20 protein-coding genes are annotated in these 24,043 nt (G+C 59.2%); 11 read left to right on the top strand and 9 right to left on the bottom strand.

All coding sequences use genetic code 11. From position 1 onward, the window contains the following. Positions 1–163: 163 nt before the first annotated feature. From WA845_RS06970 to WA845_RS06945, 6 genes are all read right to left on the bottom strand, one after another. A complete protein-coding gene (locus WA845_RS06970; protein WP_112553937.1) occupies positions 164–538 on the bottom strand; it encodes a hypothetical protein in 375 nt (124 codons plus the stop codon). A 17-nt stretch (positions 539–555) separates the two neighbouring features. Next, the gene (locus tag WA845_RS06965; RefSeq protein WP_104679546.1) at positions 556–1,701 is read right to left on the bottom strand and encodes an iron-containing alcohol dehydrogenase; all 1,146 of its coding nucleotides are present in this window, start codon (positions 1,699–1,701) and stop codon (positions 556–558) included. Next, entirely contained in the window at positions 1,698–3,086 is a 1,389-nt protein-coding gene (locus WA845_RS06960) for an aldehyde dehydrogenase family protein (protein WP_112553939.1), read from the bottom strand. Before WA845_RS06960 ends, WA845_RS06965 begins: the two co-directional genes overlap by 4 nt. 18 nt (positions 3,087–3,104) lie before the next feature. Then, positions 3,105–4,472 (bottom strand): glutamine synthetase family protein, encoded by a 1,368-nt coding sequence (locus WA845_RS06955; protein WP_006697733.1) that lies wholly within the window; start codon positions 4,470–4,472, stop codon positions 3,105–3,107. Positions 4,473–4,536: 64 nt separating this feature from the next. Continuing rightward, a complete protein-coding gene (locus WA845_RS06950) occupies positions 4,537–6,051 on the bottom strand; it encodes an amino acid permease (protein WP_022556629.1) in 1,515 nt (504 codons plus the stop codon). 214 nt (positions 6,052–6,265) lie between these two features. Beyond that, positions 6,266–7,039, bottom strand: a complete 774-nt coding sequence (locus WA845_RS06945; protein ID WP_006697732.1) for an N-formylglutamate amidohydrolase — start codon at positions 7,037–7,039, stop codon at positions 6,266–6,268. A gap of 174 nt (positions 7,040–7,213) precedes the next feature. Here WA845_RS06945 and WA845_RS06940 point away from each other — a divergent pair, with 174 nt between their 5' ends. The 8 genes from WA845_RS06940 to WA845_RS06905 all read left to right on the top strand — a co-directional run bounded on the left by WA845_RS06940 (position 7,214) and on the right by WA845_RS06905 (position 15,705). Continuing rightward, on the top strand, positions 7,214–8,092 hold the full coding sequence (locus WA845_RS06940) for a MurR/RpiR family transcriptional regulator (RefSeq protein ID WP_112553941.1): 879 nt from the start codon (positions 7,214–7,216) through the stop codon (positions 8,090–8,092). A gap of 288 nt (positions 8,093–8,380) precedes the next feature. Continuing rightward, a complete protein-coding gene (locus tag WA845_RS06935) occupies positions 8,381–9,487 on the top strand; it encodes an ABC transporter substrate-binding protein (RefSeq protein WP_006697730.1) in 1,107 nt (368 codons plus the stop codon). Positions 9,488–9,587: 100 nt separating this feature from the next. Further along, on the top strand, positions 9,588–10,472 hold the full coding sequence (locus WA845_RS06930) for an ABC transporter permease (RefSeq protein ID WP_037089843.1): 885 nt from the start codon (positions 9,588–9,590) through the stop codon (positions 10,470–10,472). Continuing rightward, positions 10,469–11,251, top strand: coding sequence for an ABC transporter permease (locus WA845_RS06925; protein WP_004442862.1), 783 nt, complete (start codon positions 10,469–10,471; stop codon positions 11,249–11,251). Before WA845_RS06930 ends, WA845_RS06925 begins: the two co-directional genes overlap by 4 nt. Before the next feature lie 12 nt (positions 11,252–11,263). Continuing rightward, positions 11,264–12,322 carry an ABC transporter ATP-binding protein gene (locus tag WA845_RS06920; protein WP_337322237.1) on the top strand — a complete coding sequence of 353 codons (1,059 nt, stop codon included), beginning with the start codon at positions 11,264–11,266 and terminating at the stop codon, positions 12,320–12,322. A 95-nt stretch (positions 12,323–12,417) separates the two neighbouring features. Continuing rightward, positions 12,418–13,461 carry a zinc-dependent alcohol dehydrogenase family protein gene (locus WA845_RS06915; RefSeq protein WP_112554331.1) on the top strand — a complete coding sequence of 348 codons (1,044 nt, stop codon included), beginning with the start codon at positions 12,418–12,420 and terminating at the stop codon, positions 13,459–13,461. Positions 13,462–13,519: 58 nt separating this feature from the next. Further along, positions 13,520–14,296 (top strand): AAA family ATPase, encoded by a 777-nt coding sequence (locus WA845_RS06910; RefSeq protein WP_112553945.1) that lies wholly within the window; start codon positions 13,520–13,522, stop codon positions 14,294–14,296. Positions 14,297–14,373: 77 nt separating this feature from the next. After that, positions 14,374–15,705 carry an MFS transporter gene (locus WA845_RS06905; RefSeq protein ID WP_004442867.1) on the top strand — a complete coding sequence of 444 codons (1,332 nt, stop codon included), beginning with the start codon at positions 14,374–14,376 and terminating at the stop codon, positions 15,703–15,705. A gap of 69 nt (positions 15,706–15,774) precedes the next feature. Here the strand turns inward: WA845_RS06905 and metH are convergent, their stop codons facing one another. After that, the gene (gene metH, locus WA845_RS06900) at positions 15,775–19,548 is read right to left on the bottom strand and encodes a methionine synthase (protein ID WP_112553947.1); all 3,774 of its coding nucleotides are present in this window, start codon (positions 19,546–19,548) and stop codon (positions 15,775–15,777) included. 179 nt (positions 19,549–19,727) lie between these two features. On the opposite strand from metH, the gene WA845_RS06895 reads away from it, so the two are divergent. Next, on the top strand, positions 19,728–20,987 hold the full coding sequence (locus WA845_RS06895; protein ID WP_162719142.1) for an AGE family epimerase/isomerase: 1,260 nt from the start codon (positions 19,728–19,730) through the stop codon (positions 20,985–20,987). A gap of 130 nt (positions 20,988–21,117) precedes the next feature. Here WA845_RS06895 and WA845_RS06890 read toward each other — a convergent pair whose 3' ends face one another. Together WA845_RS06890 and WA845_RS06885 are read right to left on the bottom strand one after the other, a co-directional pair. Beyond that, a complete protein-coding gene (locus WA845_RS06890) occupies positions 21,118–21,678 on the bottom strand; it encodes a dual specificity protein phosphatase family protein (protein ID WP_112554333.1) in 561 nt (186 codons plus the stop codon). A 198-nt stretch (positions 21,679–21,876) separates the two neighbouring features. Continuing rightward, a complete protein-coding gene (locus tag WA845_RS06885) occupies positions 21,877–22,329 on the bottom strand; it encodes a hypothetical protein (protein ID WP_112553951.1) in 453 nt (150 codons plus the stop codon). Between the two features lie 436 nt (positions 22,330–22,765). On the opposite strand from WA845_RS06885, the gene WA845_RS06880 reads away from it, so the two are divergent. Both WA845_RS06880 and WA845_RS06875 read left to right on the top strand, forming a co-directional pair. Beyond that, positions 22,766–23,398, top strand: coding sequence for an outer membrane protein (locus WA845_RS06880; RefSeq protein WP_022556638.1), 633 nt, complete (start codon positions 22,766–22,768; stop codon positions 23,396–23,398). A 211-nt stretch (positions 23,399–23,609) separates the two neighbouring features. Continuing rightward, positions 23,610–23,975, top strand: coding sequence for a hypothetical protein (locus tag WA845_RS06875; protein WP_006699675.1), 366 nt, complete (start codon positions 23,610–23,612; stop codon positions 23,973–23,975). Positions 23,976–24,043: the final 68 nt, after the last annotated feature.

Here is a 24,043-nt window from a genome sequence, read left to right as displayed (position 1 = left end):
ACCCCCTGTTTGTCAGAGCCGTTTCATGCTCATTCACGCACCGACGCACTTCATGGTGCTTTCCATAATCTTAACGAACAGGGTTAATAAAACGCTAACGCCGGGGCGAAGCGCTATGAGAAAAGCCCGCGACTGATATCGCGGGCCTCTGCCATCATATTGATCACGTTAGCTTTCGGCAGGAACCCACATCGTCAGCCCGCAGGCGGCCGGCTTTGAGGTCTTCATATTTTGGCAGATCCAGGGAACCGCCCACCCTTTTCTCAACAGTTGCGCGATCAAGCTTGATCAAGCGTCCAGCGCTGGTGAAGGACACAATGCCCTTCTTTCCCGAATACGCCATAGTTGCGCGCATTTCACAGAAATAGCGATCTGAGCCCTTGGACAAATTCCATCCCTGGTTTCCCGCTCTATTGTTCGTCAGGGCCCCCACCTTATAGCCCTGACCGGAAAGCTCCTTAAATGAAGCGGCCTGCGCCACGACGGGTATGCTTAGAAACGCCACTGCGAGCAATGGCGAAAAAACTGAAAACCTCATGGTGCTGTGCCTACCCCTTAAAAGCAGTCCTCGAACAATTTCTTCGTATTTTCCAGCGTCATCGGCACTGGATTGCCGCCGCAGCTCGGGTCCTTGATCGCTTCCGCCGCCAGTTCGTCGATACGATCCGGCTTGATGCCCATGGCGGTGAGATTCTCCGGCACGCCGAGTTCCTTGCGAAGCTCCAGCACATAGTCATAAAAGCCGTCGAAACCGCCGGAAATGCCAAGATAGGCAGCGGCGCGGGCAATCTTGTCCTCGATGGCAGGACGGTTGAAACGCAGCACCGCCGGCATGACGACGGCATTGGTCATGCCGTGATGGGTGTTGTAGACAGCGCCGATCGGATGCGAGAGCGAATGGATGGCGCCGAGGCCCTTCTGGAAGGCAACCGCCCCCATCGCTGCCGCCGCCATCATGTTGGTGCGCGCTTCAATATCCGTGCCATCCTTATAGGCGCGCGGCAGGAATTCCTTGACGAGACGCAGACCCTCCAGCGCCACACCGGCACTCATGGGATGATAAAAGGGCGAGGAATAGGCCTCCAGGCAATGGGCGAAAGCATCCATGCCCGTGCCGGCCGTGATGACCTTCGGCATACCAACCGTCAGCTCCGGATCGCAGATGACGACGCCGGGCAAGAGCTTCGGATGGAAGATGATCTTTTTCACATGCGTCTGCGAATTGGTGATGACGCTGGCGCGACCGACTTCCGAACCGGTGCCGGCCGTCGTCGGAACGGCAACGATAGGCGCGATCTTGGAAGCGTCCGCCCGTGTCCACCAGTCGCCGATATCTTCGAAATCCCAGACCGGGCGGGTCTGCCCGGCCATGAAGGCGATGGTCTTGCCAAGATCGAGCCCCGAGCCGCCGCCGAAAGCGACGACACCATCATGGCCGCCATCGCGGTAAGCTTTCACGCCCGCTTCCATGTTGATTTCGTTCGGGTTCGGATCGACCTCGGCGAAGATCGCCCGGCCGAGGCCCGCCTCTTCCAGCACATCCAGCGCATGCGCGGTAATCGCCATATTGGCAAGGCCGCGATCCGTCACAAGAAGCGGCTTCTTGATACCAAGCGTCTTGCAGGCTTCCGCCAGTTCCTTGATCCGGCCACGGCCAAGCTTGACGGCGGTGGGGTAGCTCCAGTTGGCGACGATATTCATTTCGTGACTTTCTTCAGATGGTAGGATTTCGGGCGGGTCAGGTTCTGGAAGCCGAGGACGGAGAGCGAACCGCCACGGCCCGTTTCCTTCACACCGGTCCAGCAAAGCGCCGGGTCGAGATAATCAGCGCGGTTCATGAACACGGTTCCGGTTTCGATCTCGCGGCCGATGCGCCCGGCGCGGGCGGCATCCTGCGTCCAGAGCGAAGCGGTCAGCCCGTATTTGCTGTCATTCATCAGCGCGATGGCTTCGTCGTCGTTCTTGACCTTCATGATGCCGACCGCCGGACCGAAGGTTTCTTCGGTCATGAACTCCATGGAGTGATCGACGTTGACGAGGACTTGCGGCGCGACATAGGCGCTTTCGCCATCATCGGCAGGGAACAGCTTTGGATCGACCAACGCCTTGGCCCCCTTCGAGACGGCATCGGCAATCTGCGCACGAACCACCTTGGCAAAACGCTTGTTGGCCATCGGCCCGAGCGTGGTTTCCTGCTCCAGCGGATTGCCGAGCTTGTAGTTCGACACCCACGCGACCGACTTCTCGACAAAGGCGTCATAGAGGTTTTCGTTGACGTAGATGCGCTCGATGCCGCAGCAGCATTGCCCGGAATTATAGGTGGCGCCATCCATCAGCGTATCGACGGCGGCATCGAGGTCGGCATCTTCCATGACGTAACCGGGATCCTTGCCGCCGAGTTCAAGACCTAGACCGGTGAAGGTGCCGGCAGCGGCGCGCTCGATCGCGCGGCCACCTTCCACTGAACCGGTGAAGTTGACGAAGTTGAAAAGGCCCTCGGAAATGAGCGCCGAGGTCGTGCCATGGTCGAGGAAGACATTGATGAAGACATCGTCAGGCACACCGGCCTCGACAAAAGCCCGCACCATGCGCTCGCCGACCAGCAGCGTCTGCGCCGCATGTTTGATGACGACCGTATTGCCGGCCATCAAAGCCGGCGCGACGGTGTTGATCGCCGTCATGTAAGGATAGTTCCAGGGCGCGATGACAAAGACCACGCCATGCGCCTCACGTTCGATGCGGCGTTCGAAATTGCCGCTTTCCTCGATGACGAGCGGCGCCAACGCATCGGCTGCAATGGAGGCGACATAGTTGGAGCGTTCGTTGAAGCCTTTGAACTCGCCGCCATAGCGCACCGGACGGCCCATCATATGGGCAAGTTCCGGCACGACCTCGTCCACCATTTCGTTGAGGCGTGCGACGCCTTTCAGAACCAGCTGAACGCGGTCCTCAAGCGGGCGTCGTGCCCAGTCCTTCTGCGCCTTGCGCGCCTCTGAAACGGCGGCCCGTGCCGCCTCCAGCGACATCGCCTCCCGCTCGGCATAAACTGAGCCGTCGATGGGCGAGATATTCTGGATCATGGTCATGATGTTTTCCCGTAATGATTAGGCTCGTTCGAAACCGCGCGCCACTTCCCAGTCGGTCACGCGGCGGTCGTATTCTTCCTGTTCCCACGCCCCGGCGCGGACGTAATGATCGATCACATCGTCGCCAAAGGCGCTGCGCAGCATTTTCGATCCGTCCAGAAACGCAGTGGCGTCACGCAGCGTCTTGGGTATCTCGCGCACATCCTTGCCGCCATAGGCATCACCGACAAATTCGGGCTCAAGTTCAAGTTTATTTTCGATGCCGTCAATGCCTGCTGCAAGCAGGGCGGCCATAGCGAGATAGGGGTTGAGATCGGAGCCGCCCACGCGGCATTCGATGCGGATGCCCTTGGTATCGGCGCCGCAGAGGCGATATCCCGCCGTGCGGTTGTCGAGGCTCCAGATCGCTTTTGTGGGCGCGAAGGTACCCGCCATGAAACGCTTGTAGGAATTGATGTACGGGGCGAGGAAATAAGTAATTTCACTGGCGTGGGCCAGCAGCCCGGCAACATAATGCCGCATCAATTGCGACATGCCGTGCTCCGCATCTTTGTCCAGGAACGCGGGCGTCTTCCCGTCAAGGCTCCACAGCGACTGGTGAATATGTGAGGAACTGCCGGCGGCATTGTAGTTCCACTTGGCGAGGAACGTCACCGCCTTGCCCTTGGACCAGGCGATCTCCTTGGTGGCGTTCTTGATGATCGCGTGCCTGTCTGCCATGGTCAGCGCATCGGCATAACGAACATTGATCTCCGCCTGCCCCGCGGACGCTTCGCCCTTGGAATTTTCAACCGGAATGCCGGCTCCCTGCAGGCCCTTGCGCAGCGCCCGCATCACATCTTCCTCCTTGGTCGTCTGGAAGATATGGTAATCTTCATTATAGCCGCTGGCGAGGTTCAGCCCCTTGTAACCGCTGGCGCGCGCCGCGTCGAAAGTCTGGTCGAAGAGGAAGAATTCAAGTTCGGTCGCCATATAGGCCTTCAGCCCCATGGCCTCCAGCCGAGCCACCTGCTTCTTGAGAAGCGCGCGCGGCGAATGCGGAACCTCTTCGTGGGTGTGATGATCGAGCACGTCGCACAGCACCAGCGCCGTGCCTTCCAGCCACGGCACACGGCGCAGCGTCGAAAGATCGGGCTTCAGGACATAATCGCCGTAACCCTTCTCCCAGCTGGAGGATTTGTAACCGGGAACGGTCTCCATCTCCATATCGGTGGCAAGCACATAGTTGCAGCTATGGGTTTCCTCAAAGGCGCTTTCGACGAAGAATTCAGCCTGGAACCGTTTGCCCATCAGACGCCCCTGCATGTCGACAAGGCAGGCCAGAACCGTGTCGATGCGCCCTTCGGCGACATCCATTTTAAGCGCGTCAAATGTGTAGCTCGTCATTTTATCCGTTCCCTTTATTGTCGTGACCGGGCGGCCGGGTTGCGGCCGCCCGCTTGTTTAAGCATCAGGCCTTTGCAGCCGCCGCTGCCATGGCAGCCTGCTTGTGCTCCAGCGCGAATTCCTCTTCCGGCGAGAGGATGAGGCGATGACGGCCGATGAAAGCGAAATAGGCGATGGCGACCGCAAACCAGACGGCGACCCAGAGCACGCCCTTTGTGAAGTTCGGATCCTGGATCTGGTAAAGCAGCGTGACGATGGCGATGATGACAGTCAGCACCGCACCTGGAATGCCGAAGGGCGAACGGAACGGCCGCTCGATATGCGGCAGGTTCTTGCGGAGCAGGATGAAGGAAATCGCCTGCATGATGTAGGAGAACATCGCGCCGAACACGGCCATGTTCAAAAGCACGCTGCCGATGATGCTGCCGCCCTGTTCCGCACCCAGCGCGAACCAGATGACCAGCATGACCGCAAGGCCGACGATCGCGCCGGTGATGTTGGCCACGTATGGCGTGCGGTATTTCGAGTGGGTGATCGACAGCACCGTCGGGAAATAACCCGCACGCGACAGCGAATAGATCTGGCGGCCCTGCGCATAGAGGATCGTATGGAAGCTGGCGATGAGGCCGGTAAGCGCGACGAGACCGAGCAGCACCACACCGCCATCGCCATAGATCGCCTTGAAGCCATCAAGCAGCGGCTCAAGCGAGGAGCTGAGATGGAAGGCGCCGACGCCCGGCAGCGACGGGTTGAGCAGCACGATCATGAAGGCCGAAACCATCAGCGTGACCATGCCAAGGATGATTCCCTTCGGCATGTCGCGTTTCGGATCGACGGATTCCTCAGCCGCGAGCGGCAGCTGCTCGATGGCGAGGAACAGCCAGACCGCGAAAGGCAGCGTGGCGAGAACGCCCGAAAAACCGAACGGGAAGAACGAGCCACCGCCCTCCGGCAGTTCCACCGCCTTGCCATCAGGTCCGACGCCGATGTTGAGCGCAAAACGCGAAAAATCGATATTGGGAATGGCACTGATCCAGAAGAACACCAGAACGGCGAGCGAAATCAGTGTGATGACGAGCGTCACCTTGAAGGAAAGCTCAAGCCCGAAGACGTTGAGCGCAAGGAATATCGCGTAAAACGCTATCCACACGAAGGGTGAATAGGCCGGATCGAGGCCGAGAATCGAGTTCACATAGGCTGTGATGAAGGTGACGACGACCGCCGGCGTCAGCACGTATTCAACATTCTCACAAAGACCGGTGATAAAGCCGCCCCAGGGGCCCATGGCCGTGCGAGCGAAGGAATAGGCCGCACCCGTGTGGGGCAGCGCCGGGCTCATTTCGGCGATCGAGAATGTCAGCCCGAGATACATGATGGCGATGATGATGCCCGCCACCAGCATGCCGCCCCAGCCGCCGGTGGAGAAACCGAAATTCCATCCGGAAAAATGCCCTGATATGACCGCGCCGACGCCAAGCGACCAGAGCGACCACACGCCCGCATAACGGGATAGTCCGCGTTTTTCGAAATAGGATGCATCAGCTTTCTTGTAGCTGACGCCTGACGATGAACTGTCCATGCCCTTCTCTCCTGATAAGAAAAAAACAAGCCAGTCAGCCGTTATTGGCCGATTGTGCCCCAGTCTTCGGCGCCATCAGGAAACTCCCGGATCGCGCCGCACGCATCTGCTGTTCCCGTACCGCTTCGTTTTCCCGGCTTCTTTGACCGGATGGCGGCAGTCTCCCTTCGATGCCTGACCCCGGTGTGTTCACCATCGGCCGGCCCCTGCTCCCTCACTCGTCGATCGATGCGAGTGCCTTCCCCATAAGCTCGTGTAGAAATGCGGCGATGTTCGCCTGCTCTCCTTCATCGGCGATCAGATCGTTGCGGATCTCGATCATGACGTTCAAAAGCCCGTCCGGCAGCGCATGCAGTCGCAACGTATGCGTCACGCCATCTTCCGGGCCATAAGGATCGTTGCGATTGACCGTGAGCGAGGCCCCTTCGGCGCCTGTCAGCATGGCGTCAGCGAGACGGCTGTCGGTATCATGCAGGATGCCGATCTCAACCTCGCGGAACCGGCCGTGATAAACCGGCGTGAAACTGTGGATGGTCACCACCACCACCTTGCGGCCCTTCGCCTGCCGCTCGGCGATGATCTCGCTCACCCGGTCGTGAAACGGCACATACAGCGCTGACGTTCGGGCAAACCGCTCCGCTTCGGTGAGGTCGAAATTGCCCGGAATATCATATACTTCGCTTTTTACCGGCATGGCGGACGGCGATTCGGGGGGCCTGTTGCAATCATAGACCAGGCGGGAAAACCTCTGATAAATGAGCGTCGCGTCGAGCTTCTCCGAAAGCAGACGGGCAACGGCCAGAGCGCCGGGGTCCCATGCCACATGACTTGAAAGAACCTCGGGCGACAGGCCGAGCGTGCTTAATCTTTGCGGGACGGTGGCCGAAGCATGTTCGCAGACAAGCAGGACATCGCCCGCCGCACCGGCATTTTCGATGCCAACGGCCTGCCCTTCCGCTTCTGTGAAAAACCGCGAACGCACCGTCATGCACGTACCCCACCCGGAAAACCGTCTTCACTAACGGCGAAAAGAATTCTTCACATTATGGCGGGTGTCAAATGGAATTTTGAAATTTTCTCTTCATTTTTCCATTGACTCAATCACGGGCAGAGATGTTTATTTTAGCGCACACACCGGCAGAAAGACCGGAAGGGGAAAGATTTGCGCAACACCGCGGCCACCGTGTCGGATGTCATCCATGCCCATTACGACGCGCTGACACGTTCCGAAAAACGGCTGGCAGAAAGCCTGCTCGGCAATTATCCGGTGTCCGGCCTCGGCAGCATCACCACGATTGCCGAAAATGCCGGTGTTTCCACCCCGACAGTGGCGCGGATGGTGCAGAAGCTCGGCTATAAGGGCTACCCCGAATTTCAGGCGCATCTGCACCAGGAGCTGGAAGCGACGATCTCCGGTCCGGTGGCCAAACATGACCGCTGGGCAACCAACGCGCCGGGCCTGCACATTCTCAACCGTTTCGCCGACGCCATTACCGGCAATCTGCGCGATACGCTTGGTGATCTCGATACCGCCGTCTTCGACAATGCCGCCGCGCTGCTTTCCGACCGCAAGCGCAGCATCTACTTCGTCGGCGGGCGCATCACCGGTGCGGTTGCCGAATATTTCTTCACCCACATGCAGGTGATCCGACCGAAGACAACGCTGATGTCGTCCAACTCCAGCGCCTGGCCGCAATATATGCTGAATATGAGCGCCGGCGATGTGCTCGTCATTTTCGACATCCGCCGTTACGAGCACGATATGACGACGCTGGCAGAGGTGGCCAAGGCAAATGGGGTGCAGATCATCCTCTTTACCGACCAGTGGACATCGCCGGTGGCGCGTCATGCGCTGCATATTTTCCGGGTCAAAATAGAGGCCCCGTCCGCGTGGGATTCGTCTGTCGTTACGCTTTTTGTCGTCGAGGCGCTGATCGAAGCGGTGCAGAGCGGCACGTGGGACGAAACCAAGGAACGCATGAACGCACTGGAGGGCCTGTTTGAACAGACACGCCTGTTCCGACGCCCTGACAGAACGTGAATATGCGTAGCCGGCATACGACTTGACGCCGATGCCGCACGCTGATTGGATACCTGCGATCGCTACCAGCACGATAAAGCAGGGGAAAAACCAAGCTGGGGAACGCATCTGGTCTAACGGACAAAAACGGTCAACTCGCGCAATTGCTGGCAAAAAGCCCGATAATGGCGGAAAATGGGTTTAAAGTGGCGGAATCCGGATAAATGAATTGCCATCCAGCCGTCACATTAGCTTCATCGAGAATCCGTATCAGCGTCCGCAATATGAGAACACGAAGAGGAGAAAAAAGTGATCTCTCACTGCCGCCGACTGCTTGCTACAACCACCGCACTGGTCATCGCCTCCACCGCTATTGCCGCCGCTGAGCCGAGCGCCGAACTGATCGCCGCCGCCAAGAAGGAAGGCATGCTGACCACCATCGCCCTGCCGCACGACTGGTGTGGTTACGGCGACGTGATCGCCGCCTTCAAGGCGAAATATCCGGAAATCACCGTCAATGAACTGAACCCCGACGCCGGCTCCGCCGACGAAGTCGAAGCAGTTAAGGCAAACAAGGACAATAAGGGCCCGCAGGCGCCTGACGTCATTGACGTCGGTCTTGCTTTCGGCCCGCAGATGAAGGCCGAAGGCCTGCTGCAGCCCTACAAGGTCTCCACCTGGGACGAAATTCCTGACAACGTCAAGGATCCCGAAGGTTACTGGTACGGCGACTATTACGGCGTGATGTCGTTCTTCGTGAACAAGGATCTTGTCAAGGAAACGCCGAAGGACTGGGCAGACCTTCTGAAGGCTGACTATTCCGGTCAGGTCGCGCTTGCGGGTGACCCGCGCGCCTCCAACCAGGCTATCCTCGGTGTTCTCGCCGCCGGTCTTTCAACCGGAGCAAAATCCGGCAAGGAAGCCGGTGAAGCCGGCCTGAAATATTTCGCCGACCTCAACAAGGCTGGCAACTTCCTGCCGACTATTGGCAAGGCCGGTACACTTGCACAGGGTGCCACGCCGATTATCGTTGCCTGGGACTATAATGCGCTGTCCTGGAAGAAGACGCTGAACGACAACCCGCCGACGGAAGTCGTCGTTCCCGAAAAGGGCGTTCTCGCCGGTGTTTACGTGCAGGGCATTTCCGCTTACGCCCCGCATCCGAATGCTGCCAAGCTGTGGATGGAGCACCTCTACTCCGACGACGGTCAGCTCGGCTGGCTGAAGGGTTATTGCCACCCGATCCGCTTCAACGCCATGGTCAAGGCCGGCAAGGTTCCGCAGGACCTGATCGACAGCCTGCCGCCGGCAGCAGCCTATGAAAAGGCGATCTTCCCGACGCTCGAGGAAGTCGATGCCAACAAGGCGGCCGTCACTGGCGGCTGGGATAGCGTTGTCGGCGCGAACGTGAAGTAAATTGTTGAAAACGCACCCCGGCCGATCAAAGCCGGGGTGCTTCTTTTATAATATAGACCTTTATAGACAGACCGTTTGAAAACGGCGTTTGGGGACAAGGATGCCATCAACCAACACCGGCGGACCATCCGACGCGCGCAGAAAGCTGCCGCTGCATTGGATAGGCGTCGTACCTTTTGCCGTTTTTGTGCTGCTGTTTCTGATTATGCCGACGATGAAGATCGTCGTTGGCGCGTTCCAGCGGACAGACGGAACTTTCACGCTTGAAAACATTGCAGGGCTTTTTACCGCATCCATCCTTTCGGCCTACTGGATCTCGATAAAGATCAGCCTCGCTTCTGCAGCGCTCGGCTGCCTCATCGGCTTTGCCGTAGCCGCGGCCGTAGTGCTCGGTGGTCTGCCGCAGCGTATCCGCGGACCGCTTCTCACCTTTTCAGGCGTCGCATCGCAATTCGCCGGGGTACCGCTTGCCTTCGCCTTCATCGCCACGCTTGGCCCGGTCGGCCTCCTGACCGTCTTCCTGAAGACGCAGGTCGGCATCGATCTCAGGATGCTCGGCTTCAACATCCTGTCCTTCTGGGGTCTCACCGTCACCTATCTGTTCTTCCAGATTCCGCTGATGATCCTCATCATCACGCCCGCGCTTGACGGCCTGAAACGCGAATGGCGCGAAGCGGCGGAAATTCTCGGAGCCACCGGCTTTCAATATTGGCGCATGGTGGCCTTTCCGATCTTGCTGCCGTCGCTGCTCGGCACCATGTCGCTGCTGTTTGCCAATGCCTTCGGCGCAGTGGCCACCGCAATTGCGCTCACCGGCTCCTCGCTCAACATCGTACCGATCCTGCTCTTCGCGCAGATTCGCGGCGACGTTCTCGGCAATCCGCATCTCGGTTACGCGCTCGCCTTCGGCATGATCGTCGTGACAGGCATTGCCAATGCACTTTATATCTGGCTGCGCGCCCGCAGCGAAAGGTGGCTGAAATGAAGCGTTTCTTCGCCTGGGGCGCGCTGATTTTCGGCCTGCTCTATTTCGCCCTGCCGCTGATCGGCATGACCAATTTCTCGCTGAAAATGCGGCGCGGCGAATATTCTTTCGACGCTTATGCCAAGGTGCTGGGCGACCCGCGCTTCCAGGAAACCTTCAGCTATTCCGTCGTCATGGCGCTGTTCACCATCATTTTCGGCGTCCTGCTGGTGGTACCGACAGCCTATTGGGTGCGTCTGAAACTGCCGGGCCTGCGCCCCTATATCGAATTCATCACGCTTCTGCCGCTGGTCATCCCGGCCATCGTCATCGTCTTCGGTTATATCAGGCTTTACAACACCTCCAGCTGGCTGCCGCTGACCGGCACGAGCTTCGGCACCAACCTGCTTCTGATGTTCGGTTATGCCACGCTCGCCCTGCCCTATATGTACCGCGCCGTCGATACCGGCCTCAGAACCATCGACGTGGCGACACTGACGGAAGCGGCGCAGAGCCTCGGCGCGGGCTGGACGACCATCCTTTCGCGCATCATCCTGCCCAATGTTCTGGTCGCCGTGCTGTCGGGCGCCTTCCTGACCTTCGCTATCGTCATCGGTGAATTCACCATGGCAGCCCTTTTGAACCGCCCGGCCTTCGGCCCCTACATGCAGCTGCTGGGTGCCAACCGCGCCTATGAACCGGCAGCGCTTGCCGTGATTTCCTTCGGCATTACCTGGGGTTGCCTCGGTCTGATCCAACTCGTTTCACGCTACCAGAAGGGCGCGCCTCCCAAGGCCTGAGGACAATATTTCATGAGCTTTTTGACACTTAGCAACATCAAGAAATCCTTCGGCTCCGTCCAGGTCGTACATGATTTCAACATGGCCATCGAAAAGCGCGAGTTCGTCTCCTTCCTCGGGCCATCGGGCTGCGGCAAGACCACGGTACTGCGCATGATCGCCGGTTTCGAAATCCCGACCGGAGGGTCGATCGTCATCAACGGCAAGGACCAGACAACGCTCCGGCCCAACCAGCGCAATATTGGCATGGTGTTCCAGGCTTATGCGCTGTTCCCGAACATGAATGTCTATGAAAACGTCGCCTTCGGCCTGAAAGTCGCAGGCAAACCGAAAGCCGAAATCGACGCGCGCGTGAAAGAAATGCTCCAGCTCATCCACCTGGAGCATCTGGCTGACCGTTATCCCTACCAGATGTCGGGCGGCCAACAGCAACGCGTGGCGTTGGCCCGTGCGCTCGCGCCGAAGCCGGAAGTGCTTTTGCTGGACGAACCGCTCTCGGCACTCGACGCCAAGATTCGTGTTTCGCTGCGCGAGGAAATCCGCCAGATTCAGCAGAAACTCGGCATCACCACCATTTTCGTGACCCACGATCAGGAAGAGGCCCTGTCGATTTCCGACCGCATCGTTGTCATGAATGCCGGCCGCGCCGACCAGATCGGCTCGCCCTTTGATATCTACAACACGCCCGCCACCCGCTTCGTCGCCTCCTTCGTCGGCACGCTGAACCTCATCGACGCGACCGTGGTGGATTCCTCGTCCAACACCATCCAGGTCGGGGAGCAGCAGATCACCCTGCCGAAGCCGGTCGATGCCGCGAATGGCGAAAAAATCACGCTGGCGCTTCGCCCGGAAGCGGGCTCCCTCGGCAGCGATGCGAAAGGCGACGTCGCCATTTCCGGCCTCGTCACCTCCAGCCAGTTCCTCGGCTCGGTCATCCGCACACGCCTTGATCTGGGCGGTTCGACGCTGTCTTTCGACATGTTCAACGATCCCGGCACAGCACCGCCCGCCGTCGGTGAGCAGGTCACGCTGAAATTCGCAGCCGGCGACCTGATGCTTATCAAGGACTAAAACGCTTTTCCAGACGCAAAACCGCTTCGCCCATTTGCGGGACATGGTAGAGCAGGTATGACTTCAAACCTGCATACCAACGATGTGAGGCCATGATGCGCGCGCTTTATTACGAACGATTCGGTGAGACCCCCGTTGTCGCGTCCCTGCCGGATCCGGAACCGACAGATGGCGGTGTGGTCATCGAGGTAAAGGCCACCGGCCTTTGCCGAAGCGATTGGCACGGTTGGATGGGACATGACCCGGATATTCGCCTGCCGCATGTTCCCGGCCACGAATTCGCCGGGGTGATTGCCGCTGTCGGCAAGAACGTCACCCGTTTCAAAACCGGTGATCGCGTTACCGTTCCCTTCGTCTCAGGCTGCGGCCACTGCCACGAATGCCGCTCCGGCAACCAGCAGGTCTGTGAGGCGCAGTTCCAGCCCGGCTTCACCCATTGGGGCTCCTTCGCCGAGTATGTCGCGATCGATTACGCCGATCAGAACCTCGTGCATCTGCCCGATGCGATGAGCTACGCAACGGCGGCCGGCCTCGGCTGCCGGTTTGCCACCTCCTTCCGGGCAGTGACCGATCAGGGACGCCTGAAGGGCGGTGAATGGCTGGCGGTGCATGGCTGCGGCGGCGTCGGCCTGTCTGCCATTATGATCGGCGCCGGCCTCGGTGCGCAGGTCGTCGCCATCGACATCGCCGAAGACAAGCTCGAAATGGCCCGTCAGCTCGGCGCAACGGCCACCATCAACAGCCGGTCCGTGGCCGACGTCTCCGAAGCGGTGCGCGAGATCACTGGCGGTGGTGCACATGTTTCGGTCGATGCGCTGGGTCACCCGCAAACCTGCTGCAACTCCATCAGCAATCTGCGTCGGCGCGGCCGTCACGTGCAGGTGGGCCTCATGCTGGCAGACCACGCCATGCCCGCCATCCCTATGGCCCGGGTGATCGCCCACGAGCTGGAAATCTACGGCAGTCACGGCATGCAGGCGTGGCGTTACGACGATATGCTGGCTATGATCGAAAGCGGCAGGCTCGCGCCAGAAAAGCTGATCGGCCGCCACATCTCCCTGACCGAGGCCGCAGCTGCCTTGCCCGCCATGGACAGCTTCAGGGAAAGCGGCATCAGCATCATCGACCGTTTCGAATAGGGATAATGGCTTTTGACACGGTGACCGTTTAAGTGTCTTCCGTCAGGAGGAGCCAAACATGCTGTTTCTCGATAGCGTAACCACAAAAGAGAACCTCGACGGAAGCGACGTCTACCCCTTCTCCGTCCCTGCGCTGCGCCATCTGCAACGTCTTGAGTTCAAGACGCCGATCACCTTTTTCGCCGGCAATAACGGTTCGGGCAAATCAACACTGCTGGAAGGACTGGCGGCGGGAATGACTGCCTATGCCATCGGCAATCACGGTCAGGTAACCGGCGACCTTTACCTTCAGCACGCCGAGACCGTGGCGAAGTCGTTCTATTTCGCCCGCAAGAAATATCCGAAAATCCGCATGTTTCTGCGCGCCGAAGACGTGCTTGGTTATATCCGCCGCCAGAATGAGGAAGCGCTGGACGATTTTCGCTGGGAGCGGGATAAGGCACTGAAAAAAGGCGAGGATTTTCCGGAGGAGACGCCCGAGACATTTCGCAGGATCGTCAGGAACAATATACTCGACCGCCGTTCCCACGGCGAAGGGTTTATGGACATCATGCAGCAGAGGTTGCACGGTGCCGGTCTTTATTTTCTGGATGAACCGGAAAGCCCGCTTTCAATGCAGAAACAGCTCGAACTCGCCGCGCTCATCCGCCATGCGGCCGATCGAGGCGGGCAATTGATCATCGCCACCCATTCGCCCGTCCTTCTGGCCATTCCAGAGGCAACGATTTATCATTTCGACGAGGATGGCATCACCGAACGTCTTTATGACGAGTTGGAGACCATAATCTTCCTGCGGCGCTTTCTCGACAGCCCATCGAAATACCTGAGTGATTGAACAGCATAAGGCTTGAAATCGCGCTGCGCTTGCCGCATTCCCATAAGTAATACGAAATTTAGAAAAGAAGCAGCCTCATGTCTCCCACCACCACACCGGCGGCAGCCCGGCCCCTCAATAGCCAGGATTACAAAACGCTCGGCCTTTCGGCCCTGGGCGGTGCGCTCGAATTTTACGACTTCATCATTTTCGTATTTTTCGCGACCGTGATCGGCCATCTGTTCTTCCCGCCTGAGATGCCGGATTGGCTGGTGATGATCCAGACCTTCGGCATCTTTGCCGCCGGTTATCTGGTGCGGCCGCTGGGCGGTATCGTACTGGCGCATTATGGCGACCGTTACGGCCGCAAGCGTGTCTTCGCTTTCTCGATCCTCTTGATGGCTCTTTCCACGCTGGGCATGGCACTGATGCCGACCTACGCCACCATTGGCGTGGCCGCTCCCATCCTGCTCATCATCCTGCGCATGCTGCAGGGTGCCGCCATCGGCGGTGAAGTGCCCGGCGCCTGGACCTTCGTTGCCGAACACGTGCCCTTCCGCCGCGTCGGCCTCGCCTGTGGTTTCCTCACCTCCGGTCTTTCCTTTGGCATCATGCTGGGCTCGTTGATCGCCTTTGCCATCAATTCGCTTTTCACGCCGGAAGACGTGGCCGGTTACGCCTGGCGCATCCCCTTCCTGCTCGGCGGCATTTTCGGCCTCATCGCCGTTTATCTGCGCCGCTGGCTGGAAGAGACGCCGATCTTCATGGAAATGAAGAAGTCGAAGTCACTTACGGACAAGCTGCCGCTCGGGCTGGTGCTGAAGCACCATATGCGCGGCGTGATCATCTCCGCCCTGCTGACCTGGGTTCTGTCAGCGGCAATCGTCGTCACCACGCTGATGACGGCGACCTTCCTGCAAAAGCTCTACGGCTATACGCCAACGCAGGCGCTCGCCGGCACCAGCTTCGGCACGCTGTTCCTGATCTTCGGCGTCATCATTGCCGGCGCGCTGATCGACCGTATCGGCTCCGGCCTCTTCTTCATGGGCGCCAGCATCTTCTTCGGCATCGCCACCTTCACCTTCTACAGCTACGCCGGCACCTCGCTTCAGACCATGTTCTTGCTTTACGGCGTCATGGGCCTTTCGGTCGGCATGGCCGGTGCGGTGCCCTATGTCATGGTGCGGGCGTTCCCGGCATCCGTCCGTTTCTCCGGCCTCTCCTTCGCCTACAACGTCTCTTATGCCGTCTTTGGCGGGCTGACGCCGATCGGCGTGACGACGGCGCTTGCGATCAACCCCATGGCCCACGCCTGGTATCTGGTCTTCATCGCCGTCCTCGCCTTCGCGATCGGTCTCTACCTCTATCTGCGCGGCAGCGAGATAGAGAGCCATGTCGGCATTGAGGAACTGGCGGCGTTGCGGTCATAGGTTCCACAGTAAACAAAAAAGCGCGGGCAAGACCCGCGCTTTTTATTTGTCCCGGCAATGCGTGAACCATCAGGCCGCGCTATCGATTTTCTCCTCGCCGTTCGTCGGCACGTAGTTGAGCACAGGGCCGAGCCAGCGCTCCACTTCCTCAACCGGCATATCCTTGCGGCGCGCATAATCCAGCACCTGATCACGCTCCACCTTGGCAACGCCGAAATAATAGCTTTCGGGGTGGCCGATATAGATGCCCGACACGGAAGAGCCCGGCCACATGGCGTAGCTTTCCGTCAATTCCACGCCCGCCGCATTGGTGGCGTCGAGCAGGGCAAACAGCGTCTTCTTTTCGGTATGGTCGGGCTGGGCCGGATAACCAGGTGCCGGGCGGATACCTGCATAGGCCTCGCCAATCAGCTCATCACCGGCAAAAGCCTCATCCGGTGCATAACCCCAGAACTCCTTACGCACCCGCTCATGCATGCGCTCGGCGAAGGCCTCCGCGAAACGGTCGGCCAGCGCCTTGACGAGGATGGACGAATAATCGTCATTCGCCCGCTCGAAACGCTCGGCAATCGCCACCTCCTCGATACCCGCCGTTACCACGAAGCCGCCGACATAATCGGCAACACCGCTATCGACAGGCGCGACGAAATCGGACAGCGCCACATTGGGACGTCCGTCTCGCTTGGAAAGCTGCTGGCGCAGCGTGAAGAAGGTCGCCAGCTCTTCTTTACGGCTCTCATCGGTAAATAGCCTGATATCGTCGCCCACCGCATTAGCCGGCCAGAAGCCGATCACCGCGCGCGGCCGGAACCAGTTCTCCTCAATGATCTTCTTCAGCATCGCCTGCGCATCGCTATAGAGCTGACGCGCCGCCTCGCCCTGCTTTTCGTCATCGAGAATCGCGGGGAAGCGGCCCTTCAATTCCCAGGTCTGGAAAAACGGCGTCCAGTCGATATAGCGAGAAAGCTCTTCCAGATCATAGGTCTCGAATACCTTTGTGCCGAAGAACTGCGGCTTGACGGCGCTATAGCTCGACCATTCAATCTTGTGCGCATTCTCGCGGGCGCGGGAAAGCGGCAGGCGCTGCTTCTCACGCTCGTTGCGGGCGTGAGCCTCTGCCACCTTGGCATATTCGCTGCGAATACCCTCGATATAAGCCGGCTTCTGCTCGGCGGAGAGCAGTGCTGACACGACGCCCACGGCGCGCGAGGCGTCAGTCACATAGATCGCCTGCCCCTGCTCATACCGCGGATGAATTTTTACCGCCGTATGCACACGGCTCGTCGTCGCACCACCGATTAGCAGCGGGATGTCGAAACCCTGCCGTTCCATTTCTGCGGCCACATGCACCATCTCGTCCAGCGACGGGGTAATGAGGCCGGAAAGGCCGATCACATCCACCTTTTCGGCGATTGCCGTTTCGAGGATTTTCGTCGTCGGCACCATGACGCCGAGATCGATGATCTCGTAATTGTTGCAGGCGAGAACGACACCGACGATGTTCTTGCCGATATCGTGCACATCGCCCTTGACGGTCGCCATCAGCACCTTGCCGGCCGCCTTCTTCTCTTCGCCGCCCTTCAGGCGCTTTTCTTCCTCCATGTAAGGAAGAAGCACCGCCACGGCCTGCTTCATCACGCGGGCGGATTTCACCACCTGCGGCAGGAACATCTTGCCCGAACCGAAGAGGTCACCCACCACGTTCATGCCGGCCATCAGCGGCCCTTCGATGACGTGCAGCGGACGCTCCGCCTTCTGGCGCGCCTCTTCCGTATCGGCCTCGATATAGTCGGTGATGCCGTTGACCAGCGCGTGCTCCAGCCTTTTCTCGACGGGCAGTTCACGCCAGGAAAGATCCTGAACCTTGGTATCCTTGGCGCCCGTGCCCCGGAAACGCTCCGCGACCTCCAGCAGGCGTTCGGTCGCGTCATCGCGGCGGTTCAGCACCACGTCCTCGCAGGCCTCGCGAAGCTCCGGGTCGATATTGTCATAAACCGCAAGCTGACCGGCGTTGACGATGCCCATATCCATGCCAACCTGGATGGCGTGATACAGGAACACGGCATGCATCGCCTCGCGCACCGGTTCATTGCCGCGGAAGGAGAAGGAAAGGTTGGAAACGCCACCGGAAATATGCGTAAGCGGCATGGTTTCGCGGATGGTCTTGGTGGCCTCGATGAAATCAACGCCGTAATTATTGTGCTCCTCGATACCGGTCGCGACAGCAAAGACGTTCGGATCGAAGATGATGTCCTCAGGCGCCAGGCCGGCCTTTTCGGTCAGCAGCTTGTAGGCCCGCGCGCAGATTTCCACCTTGCGCTGATAGGTATCCGCCTGCCCCACCTCGTCAAAGGCCATGACAACGACTGCCGCGCCGTAATTGTGGACGAGCCGCGCCTGCTGGAGAAACTTCTCCTCGCCTTCCTTCAGCGAAATGGAATTGACGATCGACTTGCCCTGAACGCATTTCAAACCTGCCTCGATGATCTCGAACTTCGACGAGTCGATCATGACAGGCACGCGGGCGATGTCGGGCTCGGCAGCGATGAGGTTCAAAAACTCGACCATCGCCTTTTCGGAATCGATCAGGCCTTCATCCATGTTGATGTCGATGATCTGCGCGCCGTTTTCCACCTGATCGCGGGCAACGGCCAGCGCCGCCGTGTAATCACCGGCGGTGATAAGCTTGCGGAACTTGGCCGAGCCGGTAACGTTGGTGCGCTCGCCGACATTGACGAAAGGAATGTCCTTGGTCAGCACGAAGGGCTCAAGGCCCGAAAGCGACATGAAGGGCTTGTGCTCGGGGATCGGGCGCGGCTTGTAATCCTTCACCGCCTCGGCAATCGCCCGGATATGCTCCGGCGTCGAGCCGCAGCAACCGCCAACGATGTTCACGAGGCCGTCGCGGGCGAAACCCTGCACCTGACGCGCCATCATCTCAGGCGTTTCGTCATATTGCCCGAACTCGTTCGGCAGGCCTGCATTCGGATAGGCGCAGACGAAGGTATCGGCGACATCCGATAGCTCCTGCAGGTGCGGACGCATGGCATCCGCACCGAGCGCACAGTTGAGGCCGATGGTAAAGGGGTTGGCGTGGCGCACCGAATTCCAGAAGGCAGACGGCGTCTGGCCGGAAAGCGTGCGGCCGGATAGGTCTGTGATCGTGCCCGAGATCATGACCGGCAGGCGGATGCCCTTGGCCTCGAAACGCTCCTCGCAGGCGAAGATCGCCGCCTTGGCGTTCAGCGTATCGAAGATCGTCTCGATGAGGATGATATCGGCGCCGCCGTCGATCAGGCCGTCGATCTGCTCGCCATAGGCGATACGCAGATCGTCAAAGCTGACGGCGCGGTAACCGGGATTGTTGACATCTGGCGAAATCGAGGCAGTACGGTTGGTGGGGCCTATGGCGCCAGCGACAAAACGGCGGCGGCCATCCTCCCGCTCGGCGCGCTGGGCGGCTCGGCGAACGATCTGCGCACCCTCGCGGTTGAGGTCATAGACCGCATTTTCCATCTCGTAATCGGCCTGCGCGATGCGGGTCGAGGAAAACGTGTTGGTTTCGAGAATATCCGCACCCGCCATGGCGTAGCGATAGTGGATGTCTTCGATAGCGTCCGGCTGGGTCAGAATCAGAAGGTCGTTATTGCCTTTCTGGTGACAGGCGCAGCCGATGAAGCGGTCACCACGAAAATGATCTTCGTCAAAACCGAGACCCTGAATCTGCGTGCCCATGGCGCCGTCGAGAATGAGGATGCGCTCGCTGGCGGCTTCGCGCAGCGCCTTGAAAATTTCCGCGCCGTCGCGCTTTGCCCCCTCAGGGCCAAACAGATCGTCAAACACGGGCACACTCCTCATTTCGATTTGCAAGATCGCAAGTCGTCAAGTCACATAAAGATATGTTTATGTCAATATATCTTCAAGGGACAGGCATGGCTTTGCGTCGTTGCGTCACGTTACGAAATATCGCTGACAGATGACAGGTTTATACGGCAAGGATATAAGCCGAAGCAGCAAACCGCATGGAGGACGCGATGTCTGAGGACGATCACAACAGCCGAAACTGGAATACCCTGCCCTGGCACCGCCAGTGGCTGGTAAAACAGGCCGAGGGGCTTTTCGACTTCTTCCAGTACCGGGCGCTCAATCCTGCCGGCGGCTTCTTCGATCTCGATGTCAAGGGCGCGCCGTTGCAGGCAAACGATCCCGTGCGCGGCATCCATGCCTCCGCGCGCATGGTGCATTGCTTCTCCATCGGCCATCTGCTCGGCCGTCCGGGCTGTGGCGATATTGTCGACCACGGCATGACCTATCTCTGGAACAGGCATCGCGACAGCGAGCATCGCGGCTATTTCTGGCAGGTTAACGATGCCGGCCCCGTGGACGCCACCAAGCAGGGTTACGGCCATGCCTTCGTGCTTCTGGCCGCCTCCTCCGCCAAGACCGTCGGCCACCCGCTCGCCGACCAGATGCTGGCCGATATTACCGAAGTGCTGGAAACCCGTTTCTGGGAAGAAAAACACGGCGCGATCGCCGAGGAATTCAACCGCGACTGGTCGCCCATCGATAATTATCGCGGCCAGAATTCCAATATGCATCTGACCGAAGCGTTGATGGCCTCCTATGAGGTGACCGGCGACAAAAACTACCTCGGCAAGGCCGAACGCATCGCCGATCTTCTCATCCGCCGTCGCGCCGGTGAACTGGATTTCCGGGTTCCGGAGCATTTCGACGACAACTGGACACTCGACAAGGACTATCGCGGCAACGAGATGTTCCGTCCCTCCGGCTCCACCCCCGGCCATTGGCTGGAATGGGCGCGCCTCCTACTCCAGCTTTGGGTGTTGGGTGATCGCCGCCACGACTGGATGCCGGTGGCCGCCAAATCGCTGTTCGTGCAGTCCATGGCGCTTGGCTGGGATCGGGAAAAGGGCGGCTTCTTTTATACGCTCGACTGGAACGACACTCCCGACAAGCGGGCAAAGCTCTGGTGGCCAATGTGCGAAGCGGCGGGTGCGGCCCATTTTCTCAACGAAAACCTGCCGGCGGACCCTTTCTATGAAGACAGCTACCGCCGCATCTGGAGCACGATCGCCAACAGCTTCATCGACCATGAAAATGGCGGCTGGCATGAGGAACTGACGGAAAATCTGGTTCCCGCTCACACGCTGTTCCCAGGCAAGGGTGATATATACCACGCCCTCCAGGCCTGCCTCATCCCGCTTTTCCCGGCTACGGGCAGCCTGACAAGGGTGATCGGGGAAAGCGGCGGGGTTTATTAAGCGCGTTGTTCGCAACGGCGTTCGAAGACTTCTCCACTGTCATGCTCGGGCTTGTCCCGGGCATCTGCAGCCTATCGGCCGGACGCAACGCGGTTAGATCCCCGGCATTGGGCCGAGGATAAAGCAACAGTCAAAACCGGATTGTTTCCTCGAAGTCATCCCAGGACTGATACATTTCATAACGCCCGATGCCGGGGATCGGCACATGGCCGTAATAGGGCGAAAGTTGAAACTCGGCGGCCGCCTCGCTCTTGCCTGCCACGGCGGCAACATAGATCGCAGAGGCAAGCCCGGTGCGGTTCGCCCCATGTTCGCAATGGATGAGAACAGGCTTTTCCGCGTTGCGCAGCACCGCCGCCAGCGTTTCTGAATCTTCCACCGAGACTTTCTCGCTTGAGCTCAGCGGATAGTCGACCAGCCGGATGCCGTTGTTTTTCGCGGCCTTGCTTTCGGTATCATACCAGGCTTCACGCTTTTCATCGCGCAGGTTGATGATGGTCTTGATGCCATAGGCCTTGGCGTAAGCGGCGATGTCCTTGCCACTCGGCTGAGCCGAACGATAAAGCTCGCCGGGGATGACCTCGTGAAAATTCCCCGTCAGCTGGCCGATGCCCATATGTGCGCCGGCCAAAACCGGGAGGGCAACGAGGCCAATGGCCGTGATCTTCAAAAACTTCAGAAAAATACGCAAAACATCAACCCGCGACATCAATCGAATGTGTGGCAGATGACACCGCAAACCGGCGAAAACAAGTCACGCCCCGTGGCGGCCTGTGCGCTTCGCAAGCAGCCGGGCACGGCAGGCCCATGGAGCGGTTGCAATGCAGGGCCTTTGGACCCAAGCATAAATTCTCAAAATACCGTGATTGCCGGCACCGGCGTGATCTCTTCAATCAAATTCGGCGGAAATGACGGTAACCCGCCACTCCAGCCTTTGCGGTTCCACCCGCTCGTTGTTGCGCAGGCGAAATGTCCGGCAGGCGGCGAAGGTTTCCCCGGCTTCGATCCGCCTTTCGCTCACCTGATAGGGATCGAACGATACGGAAGCTCGAAAGGCCGGTTCGAAGCCCTCCAGCGTGTAGGTCAGACGCTGCACCGCGACATTGTTATCATTGCGGAAGCTGACGCGAATGGGCAGTGCAGGATCCGGACAGGTGGCCTCGAACCCGGCAGTCGCAACGATATGCTCCAACCGCTGGCTGCTGCGACGCCAGTCGTAAATGACAAAGGCAGCCGTGCCGGCCCATATCAGGAGCAGGCAAATGACCACCGGTTTGAGATGCCGCGGAAATGCAATAAGGGTGAGGAGAAGAATGGCGCTGAGAACGGCTCCGACAATCACGTCGCCCCTCCTCCGCTAAAATAAAGCTCCATACGTTTCTGCCCTCCCATGCCCTTCCAGCCACAAACGGCCGCGCGAGGCGGTCGTTTGGGTATTATCTCGACGGCGGCTCAAGCCTCTAGCATATGGCGCGAAGTACCGGCATCGCAGCCGTCAGCCACAACTCTATGGGCGCTCCCCCCGGTGTCAAGACAACCAAGCGTGACAGGTGGCGCTGGCATTGCCGTCCTCAGAAAGAACGGCGAAGGGAACCAAACGCCGCCGAAGACGTTCGCAGCATCAGAACAGCATGGCGGGACATAACGAAACGCCGCGGCATGGAGGTCAGTAGGCCAGCCGGCAGGGACGACAAGCCGCCCCTTGGCACCGCCGAAAGCCACCCCATATTAAAAGTTACTAAACTATGCTACATATCAGTCAGCTCAGGGAGAAAACGATGAAAACGCTGATCGTAACGTCGCTCCTGGCCCTTTCGGCCAGCACCGCAATGGCCGCGGATGCCGTCTACGAAACACCGGCGCCCCCGGTCGCACAGGAAACGTTGCCGGTCTTCACCTGGTCTGGTCCTTATCTTGGTATTCAAGGTGGCGCGGGCTGGGCAAATGGTGATTTTTCGGCCGGTGCCCCCATAGGCTCGGATAATTTCGATGGCGGCATTCTCGGCGCCTTCGCCGGTTACAATTACCAGTTCGACAATAATTTCGTTCTCGGCATCGAGGGTGACGTCGACTATAACTGGAATGACAATGATTATGCGGGTGTGAATATCGGCACCGACTGGCAAGGGTCCGTTCGTGGCCGCGTTGGTTATGCCTTCGATCGCGCCCTGCTTTATGGCACCGCCGGCTGGACCGCCACACGCGGTTTCATCGACACCCCCGGCGCCGGCAAGGATAGCGCCACCTTCAACGGCTACACCGTTGGCGCAGGTCTGGATTACGCCTTCACCGACAATGTCTTTGGCAGGCTGGAATATCGTTACAACGATTACGGCGACAAGGACATATTTGGCATCAATACCGACCTTGACCAGCACACCGTCAAGGTGGGCCTCGGCGTGAAGTTCTGATCACAATCGAGTTTTGTAGACCCGAAGCCCGGCCATCCGCCGGGCTTTTTTCGTTGCAGAAGATCAGCGCAGGCTACGATCCGCTCTGCGAAAAAACGGAACAATATGAACTCCGTAAAAATGAAACATTCACAAGCCGTTCAGCAGTTCCGTGCCATCATGCGAGCATAATGAGCCTCTATCTCCCGAAGCAGGCTTATGGAGTAGCCCGATGAAAAAGATAATTCTTTCCACGATTGCCGCGCTTGTTGCCACTGGCAGCATCTTCGCATCCTATGGCAGCGCCGGCGCGCAGGACTATCCCTACCGTCCGCGTTACGATCGCGGTTACGACCGTGGCGGCCCGCCGCCACCGCCCTATCGCGAACACCGTCGCCACAACGATGGCGCAGCCATTGCCGGAGGCCTCGCCGCAGGCGTCATCGGTGGCCTGATCGGCGGCGCCATCGCCAATAATAGCGGCCCCCGTTATTACGAACCGCCACCGCCGCCGCCGCGCTGCTGGTTTGAAGACCGGCGGGTTCCGAATTCCTATGACGGCGGCTGGCACACCGAAAGCATGCGGGTCTGCAACTGATGTCCGATCCTGCGACCCGGTTTGCTTCAAATGGCAAGCCGGGCTGCTTTCAGCGAATGAGATTGCGG

The sequence above is a fragment of the Agrobacterium sp. CMT1 genome (assembly GCF_037203725.1).
Taxonomy (GTDB): Bacteria; Pseudomonadota; Alphaproteobacteria; order Rhizobiales; family Rhizobiaceae; genus Agrobacterium; species Agrobacterium pusense.
Note: the sequence above shows the minus strand (reverse complement) of the source record. Positions and strands in the feature narration are given on the sequence as shown.

Coding starts and splice junctions, on each gene's coding strand:
- WA845_RS06970 (WP_112553937.1), bottom strand. CDS start 538: ATGAGGTTTTCAGTTTTTTCGCCATTGCTCGCAGTGGCGTTTCTAAGC.
- WA845_RS06965 (WP_104679546.1), bottom strand. CDS start 1,701: ATGAATATCGTCGCCAACTGGAGCTACCCCACCGCCGTCAAGCTTGGC.
- WA845_RS06960 (WP_112553939.1), bottom strand. CDS start 3,086: ATGACCATGATCCAGAATATCTCGCCCATCGACGGCTCAGTTTATGCC.
- WA845_RS06955 (WP_006697733.1), bottom strand. CDS start 4,472: ATGACGAGCTACACATTTGACGCGCTTAAAATGGATGTCGCCGAAGGG.
- WA845_RS06950 (WP_022556629.1), bottom strand. CDS start 6,051: ATGGACAGTTCATCGTCAGGCGTCAGCTACAAGAAAGCTGATGCATCC.
- WA845_RS06945 (WP_006697732.1), bottom strand. CDS start 7,039: ATGACGGTGCGTTCGCGGTTTTTCACAGAAGCGGAAGGGCAGGCCGTT.
- WA845_RS06930 (WP_037089843.1), top strand. CDS start 9,588: ATGCCATCAACCAACACCGGCGGACCATCCGACGCGCGCAGAAAGCTG.
- WA845_RS06925 (WP_004442862.1), top strand. CDS start 10,469: ATGAAGCGTTTCTTCGCCTGGGGCGCGCTGATTTTCGGCCTGCTCTAT.
- WA845_RS06920 (WP_337322237.1), top strand. CDS start 11,264: ATGAGCTTTTTGACACTTAGCAACATCAAGAAATCCTTCGGCTCCGTC.
- WA845_RS06915 (WP_112554331.1), top strand. CDS start 12,418: ATGCGCGCGCTTTATTACGAACGATTCGGTGAGACCCCCGTTGTCGCG.
- WA845_RS06910 (WP_112553945.1), top strand. CDS start 13,520: ATGCTGTTTCTCGATAGCGTAACCACAAAAGAGAACCTCGACGGAAGC.
- WA845_RS06905 (WP_004442867.1), top strand. CDS start 14,374: ATGTCTCCCACCACCACACCGGCGGCAGCCCGGCCCCTCAATAGCCAG.
- WA845_RS06895 (WP_162719142.1), top strand. CDS start 19,728: ATGGAGGACGCGATGTCTGAGGACGATCACAACAGCCGAAACTGGAAT.
- WA845_RS06880 (WP_022556638.1), top strand. CDS start 22,766: ATGAAAACGCTGATCGTAACGTCGCTCCTGGCCCTTTCGGCCAGCACC.
- WA845_RS06875 (WP_006699675.1), top strand. CDS start 23,610: ATGAAAAAGATAATTCTTTCCACGATTGCCGCGCTTGTTGCCACTGGC.